The following is a 23343-nucleotide window of genomic DNA, read 5'->3' as shown; positions in this document are numbered from 1 at the left end:
CACGGGACCAAGGGGTACCGGTAGATCATTCTGACTGGTGCCGAGAGCGATTGGCGGGACAAACCGCATCAGGCGCGCCGACACGCCCGTTCGAAATGCACGGCGCGCCGAATCCGCCCCGCTCCCGGGTGTGGCGGCGGGTTCATTTGACCGGGGGCAGCGTGCGTTCCTGCGGGTCGACGCCGGTCGGCCGGTGCGCGCCATTATTGGGAATGTTCGGGCGTGGCGCGTTGGCGGATCCGCGAATCTGCTGGTCGTCGGGCGGATTGTTGCAGTAGTTCCAGCGTCCGAAGGTGCGGTCGGTGGCGATGGTCGCCGCCAGCGCCGGCACCGGGTACTGGCACCACGGCCGGCTCCAGATGTCGAGGATGGTGTAGAACTCGCCGTCGTGCGCGGGCACGCCCATGGCGGAGGTGCCGATGACGAGGGCCGGGAACAGCGCCCGCACCGCGGGCAGCCGCAGCAGCGCGGCTTGCACGATGGCCCGCATGGTGGTGGCCAGGCTCTGGATCGGATCCATGTTCCGGTCCAGGGTGCCGTCCAGGACGGCGATCTGCTCGGGCGCGCGATCGAGCAGTCCGCGCAGTTCGCCGTCGGCGGCGCGGGCCTGTTCGACCAGGATCGACGAATTGCGGGTCACCGTGGCCAGATCCGGCTGGGCGTGCGAGGTGGTTCCCGCGATGACCTGCAGATTCTGCAGCAGGCTGACGGTCTGCGGGAGCCGGTTGTCCAATCCGGTGGTGGCCACGCTCAATCCCTCGATGAGCCCGCGCAGTTGATCGGGTCCGCCGCCGAGCGCGATGTCCATTTGATCGAGGATCACCCCGATCTTGTCCGGATCGATCGAGGCGATGAGCTCGTTGCTGTTGGTCAGCGTCTGCCACACCGGCGTCGGGGTGCTGATCTTGCTCGGGTCGAACCGCACCACCTGCCCGTCGTGCAGGAACGGCGGCGCGTCGGTGTGCGGCCGGAAATCGATGTACTGCTCGCCCGCGGCGGACAGCGCCGCCACCGCGATCTCGGTGTCGGCCGGAATCCGGTACTTCTTCTCGATGTCGGCCGTCGCCGCGATCCCGGCCCCGCCGTCGATGATGTCGACCGATCGGACCGAGCCGACCCGGAACCCGCGCCAGGTCACATCGTTACCGGCCTGCAAACCGCCGGAGCGATCCAGTTGCACGATGACCGAGTAGGTGTTGCCCGGTCTCTGCACCCGCGCCACAGTGATCAACAGATATCCGGCTCCGACCGCGAGTAGCAGGATCAGAGCCAGATTCGAGTAGAGCAGTTTATGTCCGCGCAGCACGCTCAAGAGGCCCGCCTCCACCGCTGAATAGCAGCCAATAGGGTTCGATGCACAGCAACTACCAGGCGAAACTGCGCGCTATCTAACCACAGTCGGGCCGCTGGACCCGGCGGAGGCGGGTGGACCGGGCGGGGCGAGTTACAACGTCACCCCTTCCGCAGCGCGCCCAGGTGTGCCTCGATGGCCTTCACGGCCTGGCCGACCCCGTCCTCGGCGGCGATCCGGGCGGCCAGCCGGGTCGCATTGTCGCGCAGCGCGGTATCGGTGGTGGCGCGGCGGAGGGCGTCGGTGAGCAGGTCCTCGGACATCTTCGAGTACGGGATGGTCGCCGGGCTCACGCCGAGATCGATGAGGCGCTGCGCCCAGAACGGCTGATCGGCGTAGACGGGCGCGCCGATGGCCGGGACGCCGGCGCGCAGGCCCGCGGCGGTGGTGCCCGCGCCGCAGTGGTGGACCACCGCCGCCATGCGCGGGAACAGCCAATCGTGCGGGGCCTCACCGATGGTCAGCACATCGTCGCCGCTGACGTCGAGATTGAGCCAGCCGCTCTGCACGACGCCGCGCACACCCGCCCGGCGCAGGGCCGCGGCGATGATCCGGCCGGTGCGGGCGGTGCCTTCCGTGCTGTCGGCCATGCTGCCGAAACCGATGAACACCGGCGGCGGGCCGGCGGCCAGGAAGTCGGTCAGTTCGGCGGGCGGTTCCCAGCCGTCGGGGCGCGGCGGCCACCAGTAGCCGGTGACCTCCAGACCCGGCCGCCAATCGGCCGGGCGTGGAACGACACTGGGGGAGTAGCCGTTGAGCATCGGCCAGCCCGCCGCGGTCCGAGCCCGGCGCAGGTCGTACACCGAGATCGGGGGCAGCCCGAGTTCGCGGCGGAAGAAAGCGACGGTGCTCGCGTAGAAGCGGTCGTTGAACCAGGCGCCGAAATCGGCGGCCAGCCGGTTGCCGCGCGCGCCGAAATCGTGAGCGCCGTACGCGGACGGCGCGTGCTCGGCGGTGGCGGACAACGGCTGGAATCGCAGCCCGATCGAAGGGATGCCCTTGGCCTCGGCCAATGCCAGGCCCGCGTACTCCGTGGGGGGCGGCAGCAGCAGGACATCGGCGGGCTCGTCGATCAGCGCGCGGATCATGCCCAGACCCAGGCTGCGAACTCCCTTGGGGGAGGAGAACTTCCATCCCGCGGAGAGCCGATTGACATCGGGATCGGTCATGTCGATGTCGATATCGTGGGTCATCTCCCGAAATTCGAGCCCGCATCCGGTGATCTGCTCCGCGAACAGGGTGTGCGCGGCCACCACCACCTCGTGGCCCGCGTCGCGCAGCCCCACGCCCAGCCCGGTCAACGGCGCGATATCGCCGCGACTGCCGATGCCGACCAGAATGATCCTGCTCATCGGACCTCCACACTCTCGATAATGGTGAGCCAGCGGGTGACGATGGCCCGCATCCGGTCCGCGCCGATCCCGCCGTCGGGGGAGTGCACCGAATAGTGCACCTGCTCGACGCCTTCGGGCTTGCTGGTGCCCAGGAACAGGCTCATGTCGAACATCTTGAGCCGGGCCTGCTCCCGCGAATGCGCGTCGGGAATCCACACGCCCACGTCGCCGAGGAAGTTGAAATAGAACTTCGGCGAGTTGAAAGTCAGGAAATGCGACCAGCTTTCGGGATGATGCCAGCGCAGCAGCGTGAAATCCTCCGGGTGCGTGGGATATCCGTCGAGGGCATCGTGCAGCCGGTCACCGAGGGTGCCGGTGGCGGGGCGCAACAGCCACGGGTAGTCGTCGGAGATCCAGGCCACCGTGCGCGACAGGTCGGTGCCCGGCCGCAAGCGGCTGTAGCGGCCGTGCTTCTGCACGGTGATGGGCCGGGCCACGCCGGTCGCGTCCTCGATGGCCAAACCCAGTGTGACGAGCAGGATCCGGGTGTAGCTGGCCCCGAGCGCCGCGGGCAGTTCGACCAGCAGCCGCTGTGCCAGCGCGCCGTCGATGACGCCGTCGAAGTGCGCCGATTTCGGGGTGGCGGGCCGGTCCAGGGTGGTCGGTTCGATATCCGAGGCGGCCAGCCAGTAGTCGCGTTCGCCGACCCGGGTCTTCGCGTACTCGTCGAGGAATTCCGCCCACTCCGATCCGGTGATCGGTTCCGGCGGTAGCGCGATCTCCTCGCCCGCCTCCCATTGCCGGGCGTAGGTGGCGATGTCCTCCCACAGGACCCACATGGAGATGCCGTCGATGGCGATGTGGTGGGCGGTGAACAGCAGGATGCTCACGTCGAAGGAGCGGGTGAGCAGTACCGCGGTGACGATCTTCCCGGCGGTCGGGTCCAGCCGGAGATTGGCCGCGGCGGACTGCTCCTGGATCAGGGTCGTGAGCGCCTCGGCGTCGAGGTGCTCGATGTCGATGGTCCGCACGTCGACGCGGCCGGGGTCGATGACGCCGCCGGACTCGGGCTCGATCTCGCAGGACGCGTTCTCGCCGTAGCTGTATCGGCTGCGCAGCGATTCGTGGGTGTCGATCAGGGTGTTGATCAGCTTCCGCGCGTCCTCGAGGCCCATGCCGACCGGGACCGGGCAGGGGATGGTGACGCCGAAGACGGCGGGATTCTCGTCCCAGGTCAGGAATTTCCTGGCGGCGGCCGTCAGCCGCCCGGGGCGCAGATCTGTCATGAATTTCCTCTTGCCGGTTGTCGGGTCATCGAACGGTGGTGAGGGACAGCACGTCCTCGCCGAGCAGTCGCAGGCTGTCCCAGCCCGCCTCGATCGGCAGGCCGCCGATCAGCGGGTTCATCAGGATCTCGGTGCGCCCGGCCGCGATCTGGTCGCGCAGCTGCGCCGGGGTGAGGATCTCCAGATAGCCGTGGGCGCGCAGGGACTCGACCGAATCCGGCACGGCGTCGTGCGGGCGGTGAATGCCCTCGCGCCCCCACGACGCGTACTCGCGGATCTCGGTGAGAATGTGCGGGGCGAAGTCGTGCCAGGCCCGATCCGGATCCTCGTGCAGCAGGGTGTGGCGGCTGTCGGGCTCGGGTTTGTGGATGTAACCGCTTGTGCCGCAGCGGATCAGCTCCCGCTCGTAGAGTTCTTCCACCTCCGGCGCGGGCAACGGCAGGGCCAGCCCGAGCCCGAAGCGCGCGGCCCGCCGCGCGGTCGCCGGGCTCATTCCGGCGACCAGCAGCTGCGGATGCGGCTTGCTGAACGGTTTGGGCGTGACCTCGAAGGACTGCCCGCCTCGCCGCACCGGCTCGTCCCGCCAGGCCGCGAGCATGATCTCCAGCGCCTCGTCCATGAGCGTGCCGCGCCGCGTGAAATCCCTTCCGAGCGCGGCGTATTCGGACGGCCGGTACCCGATCGCGGCGAGAACGGTGAGCCGCCCGCCCGCCAGATTGTCGAGCACCGCCAGATCCTCGGCCAGACGCACCGGGTCGTACAGCGGCACGATCAACGCCCCGATGCTGATCCGGATCCGCTCGGTACGGGCCGCCACCGCCGCCGCCATCAGCAGCGGCGCGGGCAGCCACCCGGTGCCCGACCCGTGGTGCTCCTCGACATTCACCACCGCGAACCCGACCCGCTCGGCGTACTCGGCCATCTCGAGTGCGGCGCGATACCGCTCGTGATTCCCGGCCCGAGGGTCGTCGACATTGGTCATATTGAGCTTGAGCGCCGCCACCACGTTCATGCCAAGCAATATCGAATGACCCGGTGCCCCAGGACAACCTGCGGAGAAGCCCCAGTCAGGTGCAGCGCGCGGGGGTGACACCACCGGCAAAGGCGTTCGGCGTCGCGCTGCCACCCGTGGGGGTGCCAGACGGTGTGAGAACTACTCCGGAGGTTCGTCGAGGAGGCCGAGTTGGGCGGCGCGCACGCCGATCTGAAAGCGGCTGCGGACGTCGAGGCGGGTCATGAGGCCGGCGATGTGGCGGCGGTAGGTGCGCAGGGACATGTCGAGGCGGCGGGCGGCTGTCTCGTCGATGAGGCCCAGGTTGAGGGTGTTGAGGACCGCGCGGGCGGTGGGGCTCAGTTCGATGGGGTCGGTGGGGCCGCGGCCGGCGAGGCCGTGGCCGGATTGCCAGCTGAGCAGGGCGAATTGGTGCAGGGCGCGGAGCAGGGCCGGTTCGCGGACCAGGTAGGCGTAGGGGTGGTCGGCTCCGGCGCCGCTCCACAGCACCGCGACGGTGCGATCGAGGATCAGGACGTTGTGGAAGTCGTTGTCGGTGACGCGGATCTGCGCCCCGAGCGAGGATTGCCGCAGCAGGGGTTGGTGGTCCCGGATCTCCAGATAGTCGGGGGAGTAGAGGAGCCGGACCTCCTTGCCCGCGGCCAGCAGGTCGTCGACGACCACCTGACCCAGGCGGAGGTGATCGGTGGAGTGGGTGGGGTTGGAGACCGCCACCACCGCCTCACGCCGGGCGTAGCGGAGCAGGTGGTGGACGTCCTGGTCCCAATGCCCGTCCTGGCTGAACCGGACGATCCCGGTGGCCAGGTGCCCGGTCGCGCCGGTCGGCTGTCGCTGCATCACTTCCCCGATCCTGGCAGGTGACCGGCGGTTTCCCCGGAATCTGGCAGCTTCCTGCCAGCGGGGCGGATCCGGCCCGGCCGATTCCTACCTTCCATTTATGCACATCAGTTTGAGCGACGAACAGCACCGCCTGCGCAAGCGGCTGCGCGAGTATTTCGCCGACCTCGCCACCCCCGACGTGCGGGCGGCGCTGCGGTCGGGGCCGGGCGGGGAGCACGGCGACGGAACCGTCTACAAGGAGGTGGTGCGCCGGCTGGGCGCGGACGGCTGGCTGGTGCTGGGATGGCCGGAAGAGCATGGCGGACAGGGACGTTCGATGCTCGACCAGTTGATCTTCCTGGACGAGGCCGCGGCCGCGGGCGTGCCGCTGCCGTACCTCACCGTGAACACCGTCGGGCCGACCATCATGCGCTACGGCACCGAGGAGCAGAAGGCCTGGTTCCTGCCGCGGATCGCGCGGGGCGAACTGCACTTCTCCATCGGCTATTCGGAGCCGAACGCGGGCACCGACCTGGCGTCGCTGCGCACCCGAGCGGTGCGCGACGGCGACGAGTGGGTGGTCGATGGCGAGAAGATGTGGACCAGCCTCATCGAATACGCCGACTACATCTGGCTGGCCGCGCGCACCGATCCGGCGGCGGGCAAGCATGCCGGGCTGTCGGTCTTCATCGTTCCGACCACGGCGCAAGGGTTCTCGTGGACGAAGGTGCACACCATGGCCGGTGTCGGAACCAGCGCGACCTACTACTCCGACGTGCGGGTGCCCGCCGCGAACCTGGTGCACGGCGAGAACCGCGGCTGGGCGCTGATCACCGATCAGCTCAATCACGAACGGGTGGCGCTGGCCTCGGCCGCGCCGCTGGAGGAGTCACTGCGCCAGGTCGTCGCGTGGGCGCGCGCCACCACGCTGCCGGACGGTACCCGGGTCATGGACGCCGAATGGGTGCGCCTGCACCTGGCTCGCGTGCACGCCAACATCGAGTACCTGAAGCTGCGGAACTGGCGGACCGCGTGGGCCGCCGATCGCGGTGAACTCGGCCCGGCGGACGCCTCGGCCACCAAGGTGTTCGGCACCGAATTCGCCATCGAGGGCTACCGGCTGCTCATGGAGGTGCTCGGGGCCGCTGCCGTGCTGCGCGCGGACTCCCCGGGCGCGCTGCTGCTCGGACGGCTCGAACGGTTCCATCGCTCCGCGCTCATCCTGACCTTCGGCGGCGGGATCAACGAGGTGCAGCGCGACATCATCGCCAAGAACGCCCTCGGGCTGCCCGTCACCCGCTGACCCGAACAAAGGAGCAGGACAATGGATTTCGAATACACCGAGGCGCAGCGGGATCTGTCGGGACTGGCCCGCGAGCTGCTCACCGACTGGGCCGGACGGCATCCCCGCCCGGACGACACCGGGTTCGACGCGCGGCTGTGGGGCGCGATGGCCCGTGCGGGACTGCTGGAGGCGGCGCTGCCCGAGCCGGTGGGCGGCGGCGGGTACGGGCTGCTCGAACAGTGCGGCGTGCTGATCGAGATCGGCCGGACCGTCGCCCCCGCGCCGTATGCCACGAGCATCGCCGTGGTCGCGGCGGTGCTGGCCGAATTCGGCGACGACGCGCAGGTGCGGCGCTGGCTGCGGCCGATGCTGCGGGGTGAGAGCACACTGGCGCCCGCACTCGCACGCGACTTCGCGTCCTTCGAGGCCGAGCGGGACGAGAAGAGCTGGCGGGTCCGGGGTTCGCAGTCGGTGGTCGCGGCGGGAGCCTTCGCCGACGGGTACCTGGTCGAGGCTCGCGCCGGGGCGAACTCGGTTCTACTGCTGGTGGATCGGGAGGCCGAGGGCGTCACGGTCACCCGGCAGCACGCGGTGAACGGCACCGACGCGGCCCTGCTGGAACTGGATGCTGTCCTGATCCCGCGGGCCGCCGCGATCTCGGCGCCCGAAGCGCCCGCGTGGGCCCGGCGCCGCGCGGCCGTGGCCGTCTGCGCCCACCAGTTGGGCGTCCTCGAACGGGCGCTGGAGATGACGGCCGAATACGCCCGCACCAGAAAGCAATTCGACAAGCCGATCGGCGCGTTCCAGGCCGTGCGTCAGCGCCTGGCCGACGCCTACATCGATGTCGAGGCGGTACGCCTGACCCTGTGGCAGGCCGCTTGGCGGGAATCGCACGGCCTGGCCGCGGAATCCGAGATCGACGTGGCGAAGTTCTGGGCGTCCGAGGCCGGTCACCGCGTCGCGCACACCGCCGTCCACGTGCACGCCAGTACCGGCATCTACCTCGACTATCCGATGCAGCGCTACTTCACGGCCGCCAAACGAGCCGAGTTCGAATCGGGGACGGCCACAGCGCACCTGCGCGGCCTCGGTCTGGCCCTGGATGCCCCGGTGTGATCGCGGGTGGTGCGGTGGAGCCGTCGCCGCGGTGGGCGACGGCCGTCCGACCCGCATGAACCGAATGCGCACCCCTCGTGACGCATGCGGCCATGACCTCATCGCGCGCGGGAACCCCGGAGGTTGCAGCTCCGGGGCGCCCGCGTGGATGCAGGTTCCCACGGGCCGATAAAAAGCGAATAAACGTTCTCTATGGCTGATCCGGGCCTGGTGAGAACAGGGTCGCGGGCGTCGGGGCGGGCAGTCCGGCACGACGGAAGATCTCGGCGGCGTCGGCGTGCTCGCGGGCGGCGGACTCGGCGTCGCCGACGCGGGCGGTGGCGCGCAGGAACAGGGCGCGGGCCCGGTCCAGCGGGTCGGCGGCCTTGCTCAGCAGCCGCAGGGCCTGGGTCGCCTCGGATTCCGCGGCGGCATCGTGCCCGGCGCGCAGGTGGATCTGGGCCAGCCGGGTGCGGGCCCAGCCTTCCCACAGCCGCACACCGTTGCGGTGGGTCATGCGCACCGCCTCGGCCGCCAGCTCGAGCGCGAGCTCGTGGTCGCCGAGCATGGACCGGGTGGCCGCCAATTCGTGGGTGGCCCAGCCCAGCGCGACCGCGTTGGACGACTCCTGGGCCAGCGCGATGGCCCGCTCGGCCACCGCCACCGCCTCGGCGTACTGCCCGGATTCGCACAGGGTGCGGGTGGCCAGCGCCAGAATCCAGGCTTCCAGCGAGCGGTCGTCGAGGGCCCGGGTCCAGGCGATGGCATTGGCGTAGTGCCGGTGCGAATCCTTGGTGTTGCCGACGCGCCGATCCGCCACCCCGAGCAGGATCTCGGCCAGCACCTGCAACCGCCGCTCTGCGTCGTCGGCGGGCTGCGAGATGGGTTGCAGGAATTCGAGACTGGCCTCGACCTCGCCGAGCCCGATCTGCATCATGGCCCCCAGCGCCACTCGCAGCCGCCGGGCGCTGGCGTGGTCGCCGTCCCGGATCGCGGTGTCCAGCAGGGCTTTCAGACCGTCGGCGAGTTCGCGGGCACGGCTGCCGGTGTCCATCAGCTCGGCCATCACCCAGGCCAGATCCGCGGCCAGCGCCACCGCCCGGCCGCCCAGCCGGGCCGCCTGCCGGTGCAGGGCGATGATCACCGGGCGCTCGATATCGTTCCAGGACTGGCCTTCCGCGCCGCCGGCGAAGGTATGGCCGGGGACGGTGGTGGGCACCAGCAGCAGGGTGGTGTTGCTGTAATCCAGTGCGCCGAGCAGGTTCTTGGTGCTGGCCAGGTAGTAGTCCAGCAGGCGGGCCACGATCTTGGCCTCGCTCTCACCGGCGTCATGGCTCGCGTTGGTTCCCGCCAGGCGTGCGGCGAACAGGCGCAGCAGGTCGTGGAAACGGTAGCGGCCGGGCGCGGGCGTCTCCAGCAGACTCAGATCCACCAGGGATTCGCACACCAGCTCGGCCTGGGGCACCGGGACGCCCAGCAGCGCGGCGGCGCCATCCACCGGGAAGTCGGGCACATCAGCGCGGGCGAGGGTGCGGAAAGCTCTGGCCTGCTCGGTGTTCAGCTGGCCGTAGCCCAGCCGGAAGGCGGCCTCCAGGGTGAGGTCGCCGGTCTGCAGCACCTCCAGCCGCTGGTTCTCGTCGGCCAGCCGCGCGACCAGGGAGGCGATGGTCCACTGCGGGCGCACCGCCAGCCGCGCGCCGACGATCCGCACCGCCAGCGGCAGGCACGCGCACTGCTCGATCACCGCGAACGCCGCATCCTGTTCGGCGGCAACGCGTTCGGCCCCGAGGATGCGGGTCAGCAGGGTCATGGCCTCGGCGGGTTCGAGGACGTCGAGGCGGGTGCGGCGGACCGCGGGCAGTTCGGTGAGCGCGGAGCGGCTGGTGATCAGGACCGCGGTGCCGGGCGTGCCGGGCAGCAGCGGCGACACCTGGGCGGCGTCGCGGACATTGTCGAGGACCATGAGAATCCGCTTGTCGCTCAACAGGGTCCGCAGGTGCGCGGCCCGGTCGTCGACGCCCGCCGGGATATCGCCCTCGGCGACCCCGAGGCCGCGCAGGAAACCGCCCAGGGCGTCGCCGGTGGGCAGCGGGTCGGGGTCCACGCCGCGCAGGTTCACATACAGCTGGCCGTCGGGGAACCGGTCGCGCACCTGGTGGGCGATGTGCAGGGCCAGGGTGGTCTTGCCGACCCCGCCCATGCCGCCGACCGCGGAGATGGCCACCGCCGGTCCGCCGCCGGTGAGCTGGGCCGCGATCTGCTCGGCCACCCGGGAGCGGCCGGTGAAATCGGCGATGTCGGGCGGCAATTGGGCCGGGGCGAGCCGGGTGGGGGCGGGGCGCGCGACGCTCGGCAGGTCGGCGCGCAGGATGCGGGCGTGCACCTCGCTCAGTTCCGGACCGGGTTCCACGCCGACGCCGTCGACCAGGGCGCGGCGGGCGCGGCCGTATTCGTCGAGCGCCTCGGCCTGGCGGCCGCAGTGGTAGAGCGCGGTCATGAGCAGCGCGCGGAAGCGTTCCCGCAGTGGATGTTCCTCGATGAGCGGGCCCAGTTCGGCGACGGCCTCGGCGCTGCGGCCGGTTTCGATGTCGAGGGCGAGCCGGTCCTCGAGAATGGACAGCCGCCACTGCTCGAGGCGGGCGCGCTGGCGTTCGGCGTAGGGGCCGGGCAGTCCGCCCAGCGCCGCCCCCTGCCAGCGGGACAGCGCCGAATCGAGGGTGCCGCGGGCGCTGTCGGGGTCGTCGTGCCGCAGTCGTTCGGCGGCCGCGACCTGGCCCGCGACGTCGTGAATGTCGGTGCGGCCGGGCGGTAGTCGCAGCACGTAGCCGTCGCCGACGGAGACCAGCAGGCTGGAGGGTCCGCGATTGGCGCGGTCGGGTTCGAGTTCGCGGCGGAGTTTGGCGACATGGGTGCGCAGCGCGGGGACGGCGCGCAGCACCGGGTCCTCGCCCCAGATGCCCTCGACGAGTTCGGCGGCCGTGACCGCCTTGCCCTCGCGCAGCAACAGTGCGGCGAGCACCGCCCGCCGTTGTGGCGGGCCCAGATCCAGGGGCGTGTCCCCGCGCCATGCGCGGACCTCGCCCAGTACCGAGAACCTCAGCAAACCGACCTCCCCGTTCGGCAGTCTAGAGGGGCCGGGCCGGCGCCGATCAGCCGCCTGTCCTGCACCGATCCTCACCTTTCACCGTCCGGGAACCGGCCGCGCCGCCGCGAACCGCCTCCATCCTGCGCGCCACCGGGCCGATTGGTGGGTCATTGGCCGGTTCCAAGCCGCCGGAGCGACTCTGATCGTGGGCGACGAACCGGACGCCCCCGAATCCCTGGAGGCATCCCATGCGGTTGAAGTCCGCCGCCGTCATCGCCTTATGCGCCCTGTCATTGGGCATGGCCGCCTGCGAGGCGGGGCACACGCCCACCGGTCCCGGCGGCGTCGGCACGCCCGCGGTGACCACCGACCCGATGGTCGACCAGCAGCGCGGCCGCTAGCACTTCGCGGCCGTCTCCGACCGGATGGCCAACGGGCCCCGGCGGGCGCCATCGACCTCACCGTTCCGTGGTCGGAGCGGAAGGGCGTGTTGAAGCCGGGTACGCCGGCGACCCTGTCGAGCTGATCGACTGTCGCCGAACCGATATCGCACGGCCGTCCGCCACGCCGATCGAAACCGGACGGCTGCTATCGGCGCCCCGTAACCTGGGGAGGTGGCAATCGGTGACACGTCGCGCGGTGCGGCGCGGCCCGGAATCGCGTTGGCCACGGTCACCGCGGTCCTGTTCGTGACCTTCCTCGACACGACCGTCGTCAGCGTCGCGCTGGCCGACATCCGCTCGGATCTGAGCACCGATGTCCAGCTGCTGCAATGGGTCGTCAACGCCTACACGCTGGTGTTCGCGAGCCTGATGCTCGCCGCCGGATCACTCGGCGACCGGTGGGGTCGCAAACGGGTGATGGTGATCGGACTGGTGATCTTCTGTGCGGGATCGGTGATTTCGGCGCTGGCGGCGAGCGTGCCGGCGCTGATTCTCGGGCGCGCGGTCATGGGCCTGGGAGCCGCCGCCTCCGAGCCCGGCACGTTGTCGGTGCTGCGGCAGGTGTTCCCGGACGCCCGAACCCGCGCGAAGGCGCTGGGGGTGTGGGCGGCGGTGTCCGGGCTGGCACTGGCCGCGGGGCCGGTCCTCGGCGGGGCGCTCGTCGGTGCGTGGGGGTGGCGGTCGATCTTCTGGTTCAACCTGATCATCGGTGTCGTCGTGCTGGCGGCGGCGCTGCGGTACGTGCCCGAGAGCGCGGATCCGCAACCGGGGCAGATGGATTGGCTCGGGTCACTGCTCGGTGCGATCTTCCTGAGCGCGGTGATCTTCGCGGCGATCACCGGGGAGAGCCGGGGGTATGACGCGCCGTCGGTGATCGCGTTGTTCGCGGTGGGGGCGGTCGCGTTCGTGGCGTTCCTGATCGTCGAGACGCGAGTCCGCAACCCGGTCTTCGATTTCCGGTATCTGCGGCTGCCGCCGGTGCGCAGTGCGCTGGTGGTCGCGTTCGCGGTCTACTTCGGGGTCTTCTCGATCTTCTTCTTCACCGCGCTGTACCTGCAGGTGATGATCCACTATTCGGCCGGGCGCACGGCGGCGGTGTTCGCGCCGATGGCGGTCGCCATCGTGGCGGGGTCGCTGGCGGCGGGGTTCTGGGTGGCGCGCAGCGGGGCGCGGATGCCGATGATCGTGGGGTGCGTGCTGGGGGCGGGCGGGATTCTGCTGACCCGGCATTCGCTGGACGGCACGGTCGAATTCACGCCGCTCGCGATCACGCTGGCGGTGGCGGGGCTCGGGTTCGGAATCGCGGTGGTGCCGTTGACGTCAGCTGTCCTGACCGGGGTGCCCGCCGAGCACTCGGGGATGGCGGCCGCGGCCACCAACACCATGCGGCAGGTGGGGGCAGCCGTCGGGGTCGCGGTGCTCGGGTCGCTGGTCAACGGGTTCCTCACCGCCGACCTGCGCACTCGCATGACCGAGTTGGGACTGCCGGACAACCTGCAACCGATCGCGATCGACGCTGTCGAACGCGGGCGTATCCCGGCCGGCGTCGACCTGGCCACAGCTCTGAAATATGCCCCGCATGTGAACGAGGTCCTGCAGACGGCGACGGTCGCCTTCCATCACGGACTCGATGTGGCGCTGCTGGTTTCGGCCATCATGATCCTGGCCGCCGCGGGTTTCGTCGCCGTGAGCCGATTCGGTCCGGCGCGAAAATAACTGGCGCGAGACGGCTTCGGCCGGGCAGCATATCTCGCATGTTCCCGCAGTCCATCGCCGCATACCCCGCAGTCGCGGGTGCGATGGCTGCGCTCCACCTCCCCGCGCTTGCTCTGGTGGCATCCGCATCCGCATTCGACGGCGCACGACGCTGACCTTCTCCGGGACGTCCCGGGACCTCAGACGGGGAAGGTCGGCTCGCTGCTGAGGTCCCCCTCGAACATCCCGGATGGAGAATTCATCATGGCCAAGCAGGCCTATGTCCGCACCAAGCCGCACCTGAACATCGGCACCATGGGTCACGTCGACCACGGCAAGACCACGCTGACCGCCGCCATCACCAAGGTGCTGGCCGAGCGCGGCGGCACCGCTTTTGTCCCCTTCGACCGCATCGACCGGGCGCCGGAGGAGATCGAGCGCGGCATCACCATCAATATCGCCCACGTCGAATACGAGACGGCGACAAGGCATTACGCGCACGTGGACATGCCGGGGCACGCCGACTTCGTGAAGAACATGATCACCGGCGCGGCCCAGCTCGACGGGGCCATCCTGGTGGTGTCGGCGGACGACGGCGTGATGCCGCAGACCGCCGAGCATGTGCTGCTGGCGCGGCAGGTGGGCGTCGAGCACATCGTGGTCGCGCTCAACAAGTCCGACGTCGCCGACGGTGAACTGCTGGAGCTGATCGAGTTGGAGGTGCGAGAGCTGTTGTCCGCCAACGGCTACGACGGCGACGGCGTACCCGTCGTGCCGGTGTCCGGGCTGCGGGCGCTGGAGGGCGACCAGCACTGGTCCGACCAGCTGGTTCGGCTGCTCGACGCCGTCGACGAGTACGTGCCCATGCCGGAGCGCTACCTCGACGCGCCGTTCCTCATGCCCGTGGAGAACGTGCTCACCATCACCGGCCGCGGCACCGTGGTGACGGGGGCGGTGGAGCGCGGTGTGGTCCGGATGGGCGACAAGGTCGCGGTGCTCGGCTACGGCGGCGCGATCGAGGCCGTGGTCACCGGCGTCGAAACCTTCGGCCGCACCATGGAATCGGCCGAGGCCGGCGACAATGTGGCGCTGCTGCTGCGTGGTGTGCAGCGTGGTCAGGTGGCGCGCGGCCAGGTGGTCGCGGCGGTGGGCAGCATCGCCGTGCACACCGGGTTCACCGCACGCGTCCGGCTGCTGACCGCCGCGCAGGGCGGTCGGCGCACGCCCATCGCCAGCGGTTACCGCCCGCAGTTCTTCGTCCGCACGGGCGACGTCTCCGGGCAGGTGACGCTGCCGGAGGGGCGCGCCATGCCGGGCGACACCGTCGAACTGGCGGTGGCCTTGGACCGCGCGGTTCCGCTGGAACCGGGACTGGGATTCGCTGTGCGCGAAGGCAACCTGACGGTCGCCGCGGGCACGGTGCTCACGGTCGACGGGTAGGCGTCGCGCGCGAGTGGTCGAGGGCGGATCGAATCCGTCCTCGACCACGATCACTCGATGTCGAGACACCCGGGATTGGCCGGGATTCTCTGGTCCCGCGCCACGCCCGTCCACAACCATGGGTCCATGGAACGAGGGCACTACGGTGACGATCATCTGGCATTCGCCGAGCTGGCGAGGGGATTCGTGCGCAAGGAGGTCGCGCCGCACTACCTGGGATGGGAAGAGGCCGGGATCGTGCCGCGATCGGTATTCGCGCGGGCCGGAGACCTGGGGCTGCTCGGATTCGCGGTGCCGCAGGGCTACGGCGGGCTGGGAGTCGCGGACTTCCGATTCAACCAGATCCTCATCGAGGAATTCATGGAAGCCGACTGCGCGGGAGTCGGCCTGAACTTCGCGCTGCACAACGACATCTGCACGCCGTACCTGGTGGATCTGACGACCGAGGAACAGCGGGAGCGGTGGCTGCCGGGATTCGTGGCGGGGACCCGGATCGCGGCCATCGGGATGACCGAACCGGGCGCGGGATCGGATGTCGCCGGAATCCGCACGGCGGCAGTCGATGTGGGCGATCACTTCGTGGTGAACGGGGCGAAGACGTTCATCACCAACGGCATCAACGCGGATCTGGTGATCACCGCGGTCCGGACCTCCGCCGAACGCCACGCCGGGGTGACCGTGATGGTGCTCGAGCGCGGCATGGAGGGCTTCGAGCGCGGCCGCAACCTGGACAAGCTCGGTCTGCACTCACAGGACACTGCCGAACTCGACTTCATCGATGTCCGGGTGCCCAAGGAGAACGTGCTCGGGGAGGTGGGGCGCGGATTCACCTACCTGATGCGGAACCTCCCCCAGGAACGGATGCAGATCGCCGTCGCCTGTTTGGCCCGGGCCCGGGTCGCCCTGCGGACGACCATCGAATACGTCGGGGAGCGTGAGGCTTTCGGTCAGCCGATCGGGGCATTCCAGAACACCAAGTTCACGCTCGCCGACGTGGCTACCGAGGTGTCGGTCGCGGAAGCGTTCATCGACAAGTGCGTGCTGGAATTGAACGCGGGACGGTTGACTCCTGCGGACGCCGCCAAGGCCAAACTGTGGGCGTCGGAGATGGAGTTCCGGTGCATCGACCGGTGTCAGCAGTTGTTCGGAGGTTACGGGTACATGCGTGAATACCCGATCGCGCGGATGGCTGCGGACGCGCGGATCACTCGGGTGTACGGGGGGACTTCTGAAATCATGCGGGAGATTATCGGCAGGGATTTGCGACTTACCGGACGGTCGTCATTGTAGGGGCTTGAATCTGAAATGCCTTGTTATACATACTCATTCGGATTACGACTGGAGGTGGAATTGATAGAATAGTGGCATGAAATTGGGTGGGCCGATTCTCAGCGAGGACATCACGGTGGGCGATGCCACCGGTGTGGTATTCGATGCTGTGGACGTCCTGCTCAATGATTCCCTGGGTCCGATGTCGGATGAGGATCTCGTGGAACTGATGCGGGATTGGGAGACCACGCGCCGCCGGATGGCCGCATTCGAGCACAAGCTGGTTCGGGAGATCGAGACTCGGAACCTGCCTGAAAAGGCCGGGGTGAAAAGGGTTTCGAAGTACCTCGAACAGACCCTGCGCCTCGGGCACTCCGAAGCTCGCGCGCGGGTGCGTGCCGCGGAACAGCTCGGGATGCGCCAGACCGGTGGTGAGGTGCTCGAGCCGCGCCTGCCGTGGACCGCCGCCTACCAGCAGATGGGCATGGTGTCGGCGGATTCGGCGCGGCGGATCGCACAAATAATGGACCGCATTCCCGCCGAAATTGCCGTCGAGGACCGGGATCTCGCTGAATTCGAGTTGGCGGGCTTCGCCGCACGGTCCACGCCGGATGACCTGCCCAAGATCGGTGACCGGATCCTCGGTTACCTCGACCCCGATGGGCGCTTCACCCGTGAGGTCGATCGGCAGCGTCGCCGTGGTGTGACGCTCGGTAAGCAGGGTGTGGACGGGATGTCGGTGATCACCGCGCAGGTGACGCCCGCGCTGCGCGCCGTGCTCGACCCGATCTTCGCCAGCCTGGCACGGCCGGGCATGTGCAATGGCGATGACGTTGAAAGCCCGTGGACCACAGAAGGGCTCGACGACGAAGCCCTCGCGGGGTTGGAGCGTGCCGCGCGGCGTGATCCGCGTACGGCTGCCCAGCGCAACCATGACGCGCTGTTGGCGTTCCTGCGCCCCGAAATGGGACCGGAGAACACCGGCCGGCACCGGGGCCTGCCTGTCTCCACGATCATCACCATGTCGCTCGCGGAAGTCGAGGCCGCCGCCGGTGTTGCCACCACTGCCTCGGGCGGGACCGTTCCGCTGGAAGAAGCCCTGCAGCTCGCGCAGCAGTCCGAGCCGTTCCTGGCGATCTTCGACCACGCCGGACGACCCCTGCACCTGGGCCGCACGAAGCGCCTCGCCAATGCCGCACAGCGCATGGCCTTGATCGCCACCGAACGAGGTTGCACCCGCCCCGGCTGCAACGCTCCTGCCACCTTGACCCAGGTGCACCACGTCACCGAATGGAACAAGGGCGGCAAGACCGACATCGAAAACCTGACGCTGGCCTGCGATGCCTGCCACGCGCTCATCCACGACGGACCGGGTGGCTGGAAAACCGTTGCCATGCCCAAGGATTCCGAATACGCGGGCCGCACCGGTTGGATACCACCAGCGCATATCGACCCGAGTCGAACCCCGCAGGTCAACGACCGCCATCACGCGGGCGAGCTGATGGCCGCTTCCCTCGAACGCTTGCGCGACCGAACCCGCCCACCGGTCACATGGTGGTCACGCCCCTGATGCAGGTCCGAGACTCACCAAAGGTGGGGCCCTTCGGGCTGCGTCCACCACCGCTGCTCATGTTCCGCAGGCGTGCGCGAAGCCAATCGGGAGCGTGGTCGCCTCGCCTGCTCTACCGCACCGGGGCTGACGCCGAGCCGGGAGCCGTTACCCACCCATCCCAGCCCACGGACCGCACGGATCACCTTCTACAGAAAAGCCCAACCCCATCCCTTCGTTTTCCTCGGGAGGACGCGCGGCCGAGCTGTGAGTGGGGCTGGTAGGTGGGGGGCCTCGCAAGCTCGGCCACCCTCTTCCTTCTCCAGGCGTCTTTTGTCTCTTGTGAAGGGCTGGAATGTTCTCGGACAGTGAGGGTTTGATTTCTCAGGCTGTTTTGTTCCGTGCGAACCAGGCGGACTCTACTTCGTTCGGCGTGCGGTAGTCAATCGCGGAGTGGAGTCGAATCTGGTTGTACCGTAACTCGATATAGGCGGTGATGTCACGGCGGGCGTGTTCGCGGGTCCGATAGTGGGTGCGGTGGACGCGTTCGTTTTTCAGGGTGGCGTTGAACGACTCGGCCCAGGCATTGTCGAAACAGGTTCCGGTGCGTCCCACGGAATGTCGGAGGCCGAGTTTCCGAACGGCTCGACGGAATTCGGTGGACAGGTATTGGGTGCCGCGGTCGCTGTGGAAGATGGTGTCCCCGGCTCGGATCGGGAGATTTCGTGCCGCCATGTTCAGGGCTTCGACAACGAGTTCGGTCTGCATGTGGTCGGCCATGGCGTAGCCGACTACTTTCCTGGAATAGCAATCCAGGACGGTGGCCAGATAAAGCCAGCCCTGGCGGGTGCGGATGTAGGTGATGTCGCCGACCAGTTTGCGGGCCGGCGCGGTGGCGGTGAAATCACGGCGAACCAGATCCGGGTGGCCGAGCTGGTCGGCGGCAAACGGTGGTGGGGGCCGGAACGGGCGCGGCTGACAGGCAACCAACCCCAGTTCACGCATGATTTTCCGGATCGTATCCGGGTCTGCCGATACCTTCCGGCGGGCCAGCGCGGCGTGGACACGTCGATACCCGTAGGTGCCGTCGGAATGGGTGAAACACGACCGGACCTCGACCTTCAACCTCTCCCGGTGGCGGTCGGTGGCCGAGGGCGCCCGGTGACGCCAGGCGTAATAGCCCGACCGCGACACCCCGGCCCACCGGCACATGTCAGCGATCGCGTGATGGCCTTCTTCGGAAGCGACGAACGCATATTTCGCCGCTACAGGTACTTCTTCGCGAAGAAGGCCACTGATTTTCCCAGAAACTCGTTCTCCTCCCGCAGTTTCCGGTTCTCCTCCTCCAACACCCGCAACCGCGACCGCTCATCGGTCGACAAATCCGACCCGGTCTCACCGCTCTCGACCCGGAAGGCGTGAACCCAATTCCGGATCGTCTGCTCGGTCACCCCGCAATCACGCGCCACATCGCCGAACGACCGCCCCTTGTCCAGCACCTCCCGAGCAGCCGACTCCCGGAACTCCGGGCTGAACTTCCGCGATTTCCTCTGCGCCACAAGCCACTCCGTTCAGTCACCCAATCCTAGATTGGGACACTGTCCGAAGAACATCAGGCACCTCACTTGTTCTCTTTGTCTTTTGCTTCTCTATCGTTTGAGTCCTTGGGCCGCGGCAATCACACGCTCCATGACGCCTCGCGGCAGTACCCGTCGAACAGCGAACATCAACGGCGCATTGCTGCCCACCGCATAAAGCGGCTTCGGCCGATCGGAGTTGGCCGCCGCCACAATGGTTTCCGCAACATGCACCGGCGAAATGCCCTTGCTCATCTGAGCATCGAGACGGGCCATGAATTTCGTGAAGTCGGCCGCATGCGGCGACCCATCGGCGATGTACTTGGCCCGGCGCTCACTCAGCCCCGTATCGATCTGGCCGGGCTCGATGGTAGTGATCCACACACCGAACGGAGACTCCTCGAACCGCGCCGCGGTCGCGAACCCGCGCAGGGCAGCCTTGGTTGCCACATAGGACGACCGGTAGGGCATCGGGAAGCTCCCGAGCATGGATCCGACCATGACGATCCGCCCGTACCCACGCTCACGCATGCCAGGCAAGACAGCTTGGGTCAACGCCACGGCCCCGAAAACATTGAGCTGGAAAAGTCTTTCGATAGCCTCGCGCGGCAGGTCCGACAGCGGCCCGGCCTGGCTCTCCCCGGCATTGTTGATCAGCACATCGATCGCCCCGAGCTCGGCCGTGAACCGTTCGATCGACTCCAGGTCGGTGATGTCCAGCGCGCGGTACTCGACGCCGGGCGCGCGGTCGGCCTCGGCGAGCGCCTCGGGATTGCGGCTGGTGCCGATCACCTTGTGTCCGCGGGCCGCGAAGGCCGCGGCGGTGGCCTTGCCGATGCCGGAGGACGCGCCGGTGACGACCACGGTGCGGGTCGGTGAGCTGCTCATACCGTGCACGTTAGCGGGTGCGTCGGCAGCGTGCTTGGCGGCGTTCGGAGGCGAATTCGCCGGTAACCGAGCGGACGCCGAGCCAGATGCCGATGCCGAACGCGGGGGCCGCGAGCATGGGAAGTAGCAGGATCACGGTGGAAATCATGGTGGGCAGACCTCGATTGCTGGTCGTCGTCCGAACCGGTTGTGGGTGAATCGCACCGGCGCATCGGCTGTTACGTGACGAATCGTGTTCCGCGCGTCGCGCGCATCACCGCTGCACGATCGAATATGTCGGATGCGCCACACCGGGCGGTCTCTCGTTGATATGTTGCGCCAACCCAATGGGGAACAGACATTTGGGTCGGGAGTAGTCGAAGAGGACAAAGCGCACATGCTCGACTGGGATCTAGCCAGGCACACGTCCGGCGTGCACATTCTGACCGGGCTCGCCAATGAGAGAGGGATGCCGGCGGGGGAGTGCCTCGCCGGAGCAGGTCTGGCGCCTGAATCGGTGGCCGAACAGACCACGGAAGTAACGGCGCGGCAAGAACTTGCGGTGGTGCGGAATCTCCTCGCCCGGTTCGGCCGGGAACCGGGACTGGGCGTGGAGGCGGGAACGCGGTATCACATGTCGCCGTCGGGGCCCTGGGGTCTGGCGCTGTTGGCCAGCCGGACCATGCGGGACGCGATCGTGGTGGCGCCGGGATACGCCGAGCTGGTCTTCGCGTTCGGGCAGGTGACCTTCGAGGAAGTGGACGGCGAAGGCCGGCTGCGGTTCGACGACCGGGACGTTCCGGAGGACGTGCGCGGCTTCGTCGCCGAGCGGGTCCTGGCCGGAATCCAGATGCTCGGCCGGGAGCTGTACTCGGTGAACGTGCCGGTGCGCCGCGTCAGTTTCCGCCACGCCGCACCGCCCGATACCAGCCGCTACCGGTCGGTTTTCGGCGTCGAGCCGCTCTTCGGCACCAGCGTCGACGAACTCGCCTTCGACTCCTCGTTTCTGGACGTCGTCCTGCCCCAACCGACCGAACAGGCCCGCAGCACCTGCGAGCAGATGTGCCAGGAACTGCTGGCGCGCCGCTATGTCCGCTCCGGTTTCGCGGCCGTCGTGCGCGGCGTCCTCATCCGCGATCCGGGTGTGATCCCCGATCAGTCGGCCGTGGCGGCCGGGCTGTTCGTCAGCCCGCGCACCCTGTCGCGGCGGCTCAACGAGGAGGGCACCTCGTTCCGCGCCCTGCTCGACGAGGTGCGCCAAGCCCTCTCGGAGGAACTGCTGGACCGCACCGACATGACCACCGAACAGGTGGCGGCCCGCCTGGGCTACGCCGAGGCGGCGTCCTTCATCCGTGCCTTCCGGCGCTGGCAGGGCTGCCCACCGCAGGAGTACCGCGCCCGCGGGCGTACCCCGGAACTCGTCTAGGGTCTCACCCTTGCGCGGTCAGGAAGCTGCCCGCGTGCAGGGTGGTGCCGAATCCCGGTGCGAATTCACCGTATTCGTAGACGACGCGGCCGCCGACCACGGTGGCCGCGACCGCCCGATCATTGCGATTGACCATGCGCTGCAACCCCGCGATCCCGGGGAACGGCGCCTCGGCGTACGCGCTGGACGTGCCGTCGAACCCCGCCGGATCGACGACCGCGATATCGGCGCGCCCGCCGGCCCGCAGGCGCCCGGCGTCCAGGCTGTACCAATCGGCGAGTTCGCCCGTGAGCCGGTGGATCGCGGTCTCGATCGGCAGGAACCCCCGCTGATGCGCCCGCTCCAGCATCCGCACCCCGAAGTTGTAGAACGCCATATTTCGGAGGTGCGCACCGGAATCGGCGAACCCGACCTGCATCATGGGTGAGCGCTGCAAGCGGTCGAGCACCTCCTCACGGTCATTGGCGATGACGGTGCGCCACCGCAATGCCGGACCGTGCTCCACCGTCAGATCCAGCATGGCGTCGGCCGGATCGATACCGCGTTCGTCGGCGACCGCGCCGAACGACTTCCCGACCACGTCCGCCTCCGGGCAGGCGACGATCACCGCGTCGTAGAGGTCGCGATTCCAGACCCGCGGCCCGTACTTCTTGGCCAGGTCCTTGCGGAACTGTCGGCGGTAGTCCTCGTCGGCGAGGAGCTCGCCGCGCTTCATGGCGTCCCGGATATTCAGCGCCGCGCTGCCGGAGCCGAACTCCTCGAACACCACCAGATCCACGCCGTCGGCGTACACCTCGAACGGCACCGGCAGATGCTGCCACCGGAAGCGGGCTCCGCCAACGGTATTCGCGATCCACGCCGACGCCATGGCGGCCCGTGCGGTGGTGCGATCGGCCTTGACGTCCATGCCCGCGATGAGGGTCGTCTTGAGCGGCGCGCGGAACCGGCCCGCGCTCTGCGCGAAGTACTTGACCAGCTCGGCGCGGGTGGTCAGGTTCGGGGTGCTCTGATGCACCCGGCCGCGTCGCCGCAGCACAGCGTTCAGCGCCCGGTACTCCCGCCACGTCGCGTAGGTGGACGGCAGCTGCCGGGTCGGGAACCGCACGCCCTCCAGCTTCGAGAACGAGCTGCGGATCGTCGACAGCCCCAGGAATCCGGCGTCCAGCGCCGCCTCCAGCATGGCGCACATGCGTTGCAGCTCAGCGGATGTCGGGCGGGCCTGCGCGTCCACGGACCGGCCCAGGCCCATGACCGTCACGCGCATGTCCGAATGTCCCAGGAAGGCGGCGACATTCGCGCCGAGCGGCCGGTCGGCGAGCGACTTCCGGTACGACCGCGGGTCGTCCCAGTCCTTGTGCTCCTTGACCGCCGAGTGCACCGCGTCCCACGGCAGCGCCTCGACGCGCGCGAACAGGTCGGCGCAGTCCTCGGCCTCGGAGTACACCGTCGACAGCGAGCAGTTGCCGAGCACCACCGTGGTGACACCGTGCCGCACCGATTCGCCCAGGCCGGGACTGCCCAGCACCTCGGCGTCGTAGTGGGTGTGCACGTCCAGCATGCCGGGCATCACCCATTTGCCGGTGGCGTCGACCGTCCGCTCCACATCGGGCAGCCCGCCGCCCTCGATGACGGTCACCTTGCCGTCGGTCACCCCGACATCGGCCCGCACCCCGGGCACACCCGTCCCGTCGTACACCGTGCCCCCGCGAATCACCAGATCGAACCGTGTCATCGCAGTTCACCCCCGTGGATCGGTCCCGCCGCGTGGCGGGTGGTTCGTACACGTTATAAATGCAGTATCCGCCTGTGG

At 68.8% G+C, this 23343-nt stretch carries 18 protein-coding genes; 8 read left to right on the top strand and 10 right to left on the bottom strand.

The features are described from left to right. Window positions 1-142: 142 nt before the first annotated feature. The 5 genes from ACQPYY_RS21420 to ACQPYY_RS21400 all read right to left on the bottom strand — a co-directional run bounded on the left by ACQPYY_RS21420 (window position 143) and on the right by ACQPYY_RS21400 (window position 5820). Window positions 143-1306: an MlaD family protein gene (locus ACQPYY_RS21420; RefSeq protein ID WP_433594696.1), complete on the bottom strand. Its 1164-nt coding sequence runs from the start codon at window positions 1304-1306 to the stop codon at window positions 143-145. A gap of 146 nt (window positions 1307-1452) precedes the next feature. Beyond that, complete coding sequence (locus ACQPYY_RS21415; protein WP_433590734.1) at window positions 1453-2703, bottom strand: glycosyltransferase; 1251 nt, start codon at window positions 2701-2703, stop codon at window positions 1453-1455. Beyond that, the gene (locus tag ACQPYY_RS21410) at window positions 2700-3971 is read right to left on the bottom strand and encodes a condensation domain-containing protein (protein ID WP_433590733.1); all 1272 of its coding nucleotides are present in this window, start codon (window positions 3969-3971) and stop codon (window positions 2700-2702) included. Before ACQPYY_RS21410 ends, ACQPYY_RS21415 begins: the two co-directional genes overlap by 4 nt. Window positions 3972-3996: 25 nt before the next feature. Next, window positions 3997-4983 carry an LLM class flavin-dependent oxidoreductase gene (locus tag ACQPYY_RS21405; protein ID WP_379104511.1) on the bottom strand — a complete coding sequence of 329 codons (987 nt, stop codon included), beginning with the start codon at window positions 4981-4983 and terminating at the stop codon, window positions 3997-3999. A 141-nt stretch (window positions 4984-5124) separates the two neighbouring features. Further along, on the bottom strand, window positions 5125-5820 hold the full coding sequence (locus ACQPYY_RS21400; protein ID WP_433590732.1) for a hypothetical protein: 696 nt from the start codon (window positions 5818-5820) through the stop codon (window positions 5125-5127). A 100-nt stretch (window positions 5821-5920) separates the two neighbouring features. Between ACQPYY_RS21400 and ACQPYY_RS21395 the strand changes: the two genes are divergently transcribed. Together ACQPYY_RS21395 and ACQPYY_RS21390 are read left to right on the top strand one after the other, a co-directional pair. Next, window positions 5921-7105 carry an acyl-CoA dehydrogenase family protein gene (locus tag ACQPYY_RS21395; RefSeq protein ID WP_433590731.1) on the top strand — a complete coding sequence of 395 codons (1185 nt, stop codon included), beginning with the start codon at window positions 5921-5923 and terminating at the stop codon, window positions 7103-7105. A gap of 21 nt (window positions 7106-7126) precedes the next feature. Beyond that, window positions 7127-8203, top strand: coding sequence for an acyl-CoA dehydrogenase family protein (locus ACQPYY_RS21390; RefSeq protein ID WP_433590730.1), 1077 nt, complete (start codon window positions 7127-7129; stop codon window positions 8201-8203). A 190-nt stretch (window positions 8204-8393) separates the two neighbouring features. Here the strand turns inward: ACQPYY_RS21390 and ACQPYY_RS21385 are convergent, their stop codons facing one another. Then, on the bottom strand, window positions 8394-11285 hold the full coding sequence (locus tag ACQPYY_RS21385; RefSeq protein WP_433590729.1) for a BTAD domain-containing putative transcriptional regulator: 2892 nt from the start codon (window positions 11283-11285) through the stop codon (window positions 8394-8396). Window positions 11286-11515: 230 nt separating this feature from the next. Between ACQPYY_RS21385 and ACQPYY_RS21380 the strand changes: the two genes are divergently transcribed. The 5 genes from ACQPYY_RS21380 to ACQPYY_RS21360 all read left to right on the top strand — a co-directional run bounded on the left by ACQPYY_RS21380 (window position 11516) and on the right by ACQPYY_RS21360 (window position 17684). Continuing rightward, window positions 11516-11668, top strand: a complete 153-nt coding sequence (locus ACQPYY_RS21380; RefSeq protein ID WP_433590728.1) for a hypothetical protein — start codon at window positions 11516-11518, stop codon at window positions 11666-11668. Between the two features lie 213 nt (window positions 11669-11881). After that, window positions 11882-13426 (top strand): MFS transporter, encoded by a 1545-nt coding sequence (locus ACQPYY_RS21375; RefSeq protein ID WP_433590727.1) that lies wholly within the window; start codon window positions 11882-11884, stop codon window positions 13424-13426. Window positions 13427-13669: 243 nt separating this feature from the next. After that, complete coding sequence (gene tuf / locus ACQPYY_RS21370; protein WP_433590726.1) at window positions 13670-14845, top strand: elongation factor Tu; 1176 nt, start codon at window positions 13670-13672, stop codon at window positions 14843-14845. A 126-nt stretch (window positions 14846-14971) separates the two neighbouring features. Next, window positions 14972-16135 (top strand): acyl-CoA dehydrogenase family protein, encoded by a 1164-nt coding sequence (locus ACQPYY_RS21365; protein WP_433590725.1) that lies wholly within the window; start codon window positions 14972-14974, stop codon window positions 16133-16135. A 115-nt stretch (window positions 16136-16250) separates the two neighbouring features. Then, window positions 16251-17684: a DUF222 domain-containing protein gene (locus tag ACQPYY_RS21360; protein WP_433590724.1), complete on the top strand. Its 1434-nt coding sequence runs from the start codon at window positions 16251-16253 to the stop codon at window positions 17682-17684. Between the two features lie 363 nt (window positions 17685-18047). Here the strand turns inward: ACQPYY_RS21360 and ACQPYY_RS21355 are convergent. From ACQPYY_RS21355 to ACQPYY_RS21345, 3 genes are all read right to left on the bottom strand, one after another. Beyond that, a protein-coding gene (locus ACQPYY_RS21355) for an IS3 family transposase (RefSeq protein WP_433590723.1) occupies window positions 18048-19222 on the bottom strand; the annotation gives its coding sequence in 2 pieces (ribosomal slippage) (window positions 18048-18958 and window positions 18958-19222; 1176 coding nt in all). A gap of 90 nt (window positions 19223-19312) precedes the next feature. Then, window positions 19313-20128, bottom strand: a complete 816-nt coding sequence (locus tag ACQPYY_RS21350) for an SDR family oxidoreductase (protein ID WP_433590722.1) — start codon at window positions 20126-20128, stop codon at window positions 19313-19315. A gap of 10 nt (window positions 20129-20138) precedes the next feature. Beyond that, complete coding sequence (locus ACQPYY_RS21345; protein ID WP_433590721.1) at window positions 20139-20276, bottom strand: hypothetical protein; 138 nt, start codon at window positions 20274-20276, stop codon at window positions 20139-20141. A 132-nt stretch (window positions 20277-20408) separates the two neighbouring features. Between ACQPYY_RS21345 and ACQPYY_RS21340 the strand changes: the two genes are divergently transcribed. Then, entirely contained in the window at window positions 20409-21533 is a 1125-nt protein-coding gene (locus ACQPYY_RS21340) for an AraC family transcriptional regulator (protein ID WP_433590720.1), read from the top strand. 4 nt (window positions 21534-21537) lie between these two features. Here the strand turns inward: ACQPYY_RS21340 and ACQPYY_RS21335 are convergent, their stop codons facing one another. Continuing rightward, window positions 21538-23265, bottom strand: coding sequence for an N-acyl-D-amino-acid deacylase family protein (locus ACQPYY_RS21335; protein WP_433590719.1), 1728 nt, complete (start codon window positions 23263-23265; stop codon window positions 21538-21540). Between the last annotated feature and the right edge of the window lie 78 nt (window positions 23266-23343).

The sequence above is a fragment of the Nocardia sp. CA-145437 genome, from assembly GCF_050956485.1.
Taxonomy (GTDB): Bacteria; Actinomycetota; Actinomycetes; order Mycobacteriales; family Mycobacteriaceae; genus Nocardia.
The sequence above is the reverse complement of the archived record's forward strand: the minus strand, read 5'-3'. Positions and strand labels throughout refer to the sequence as shown.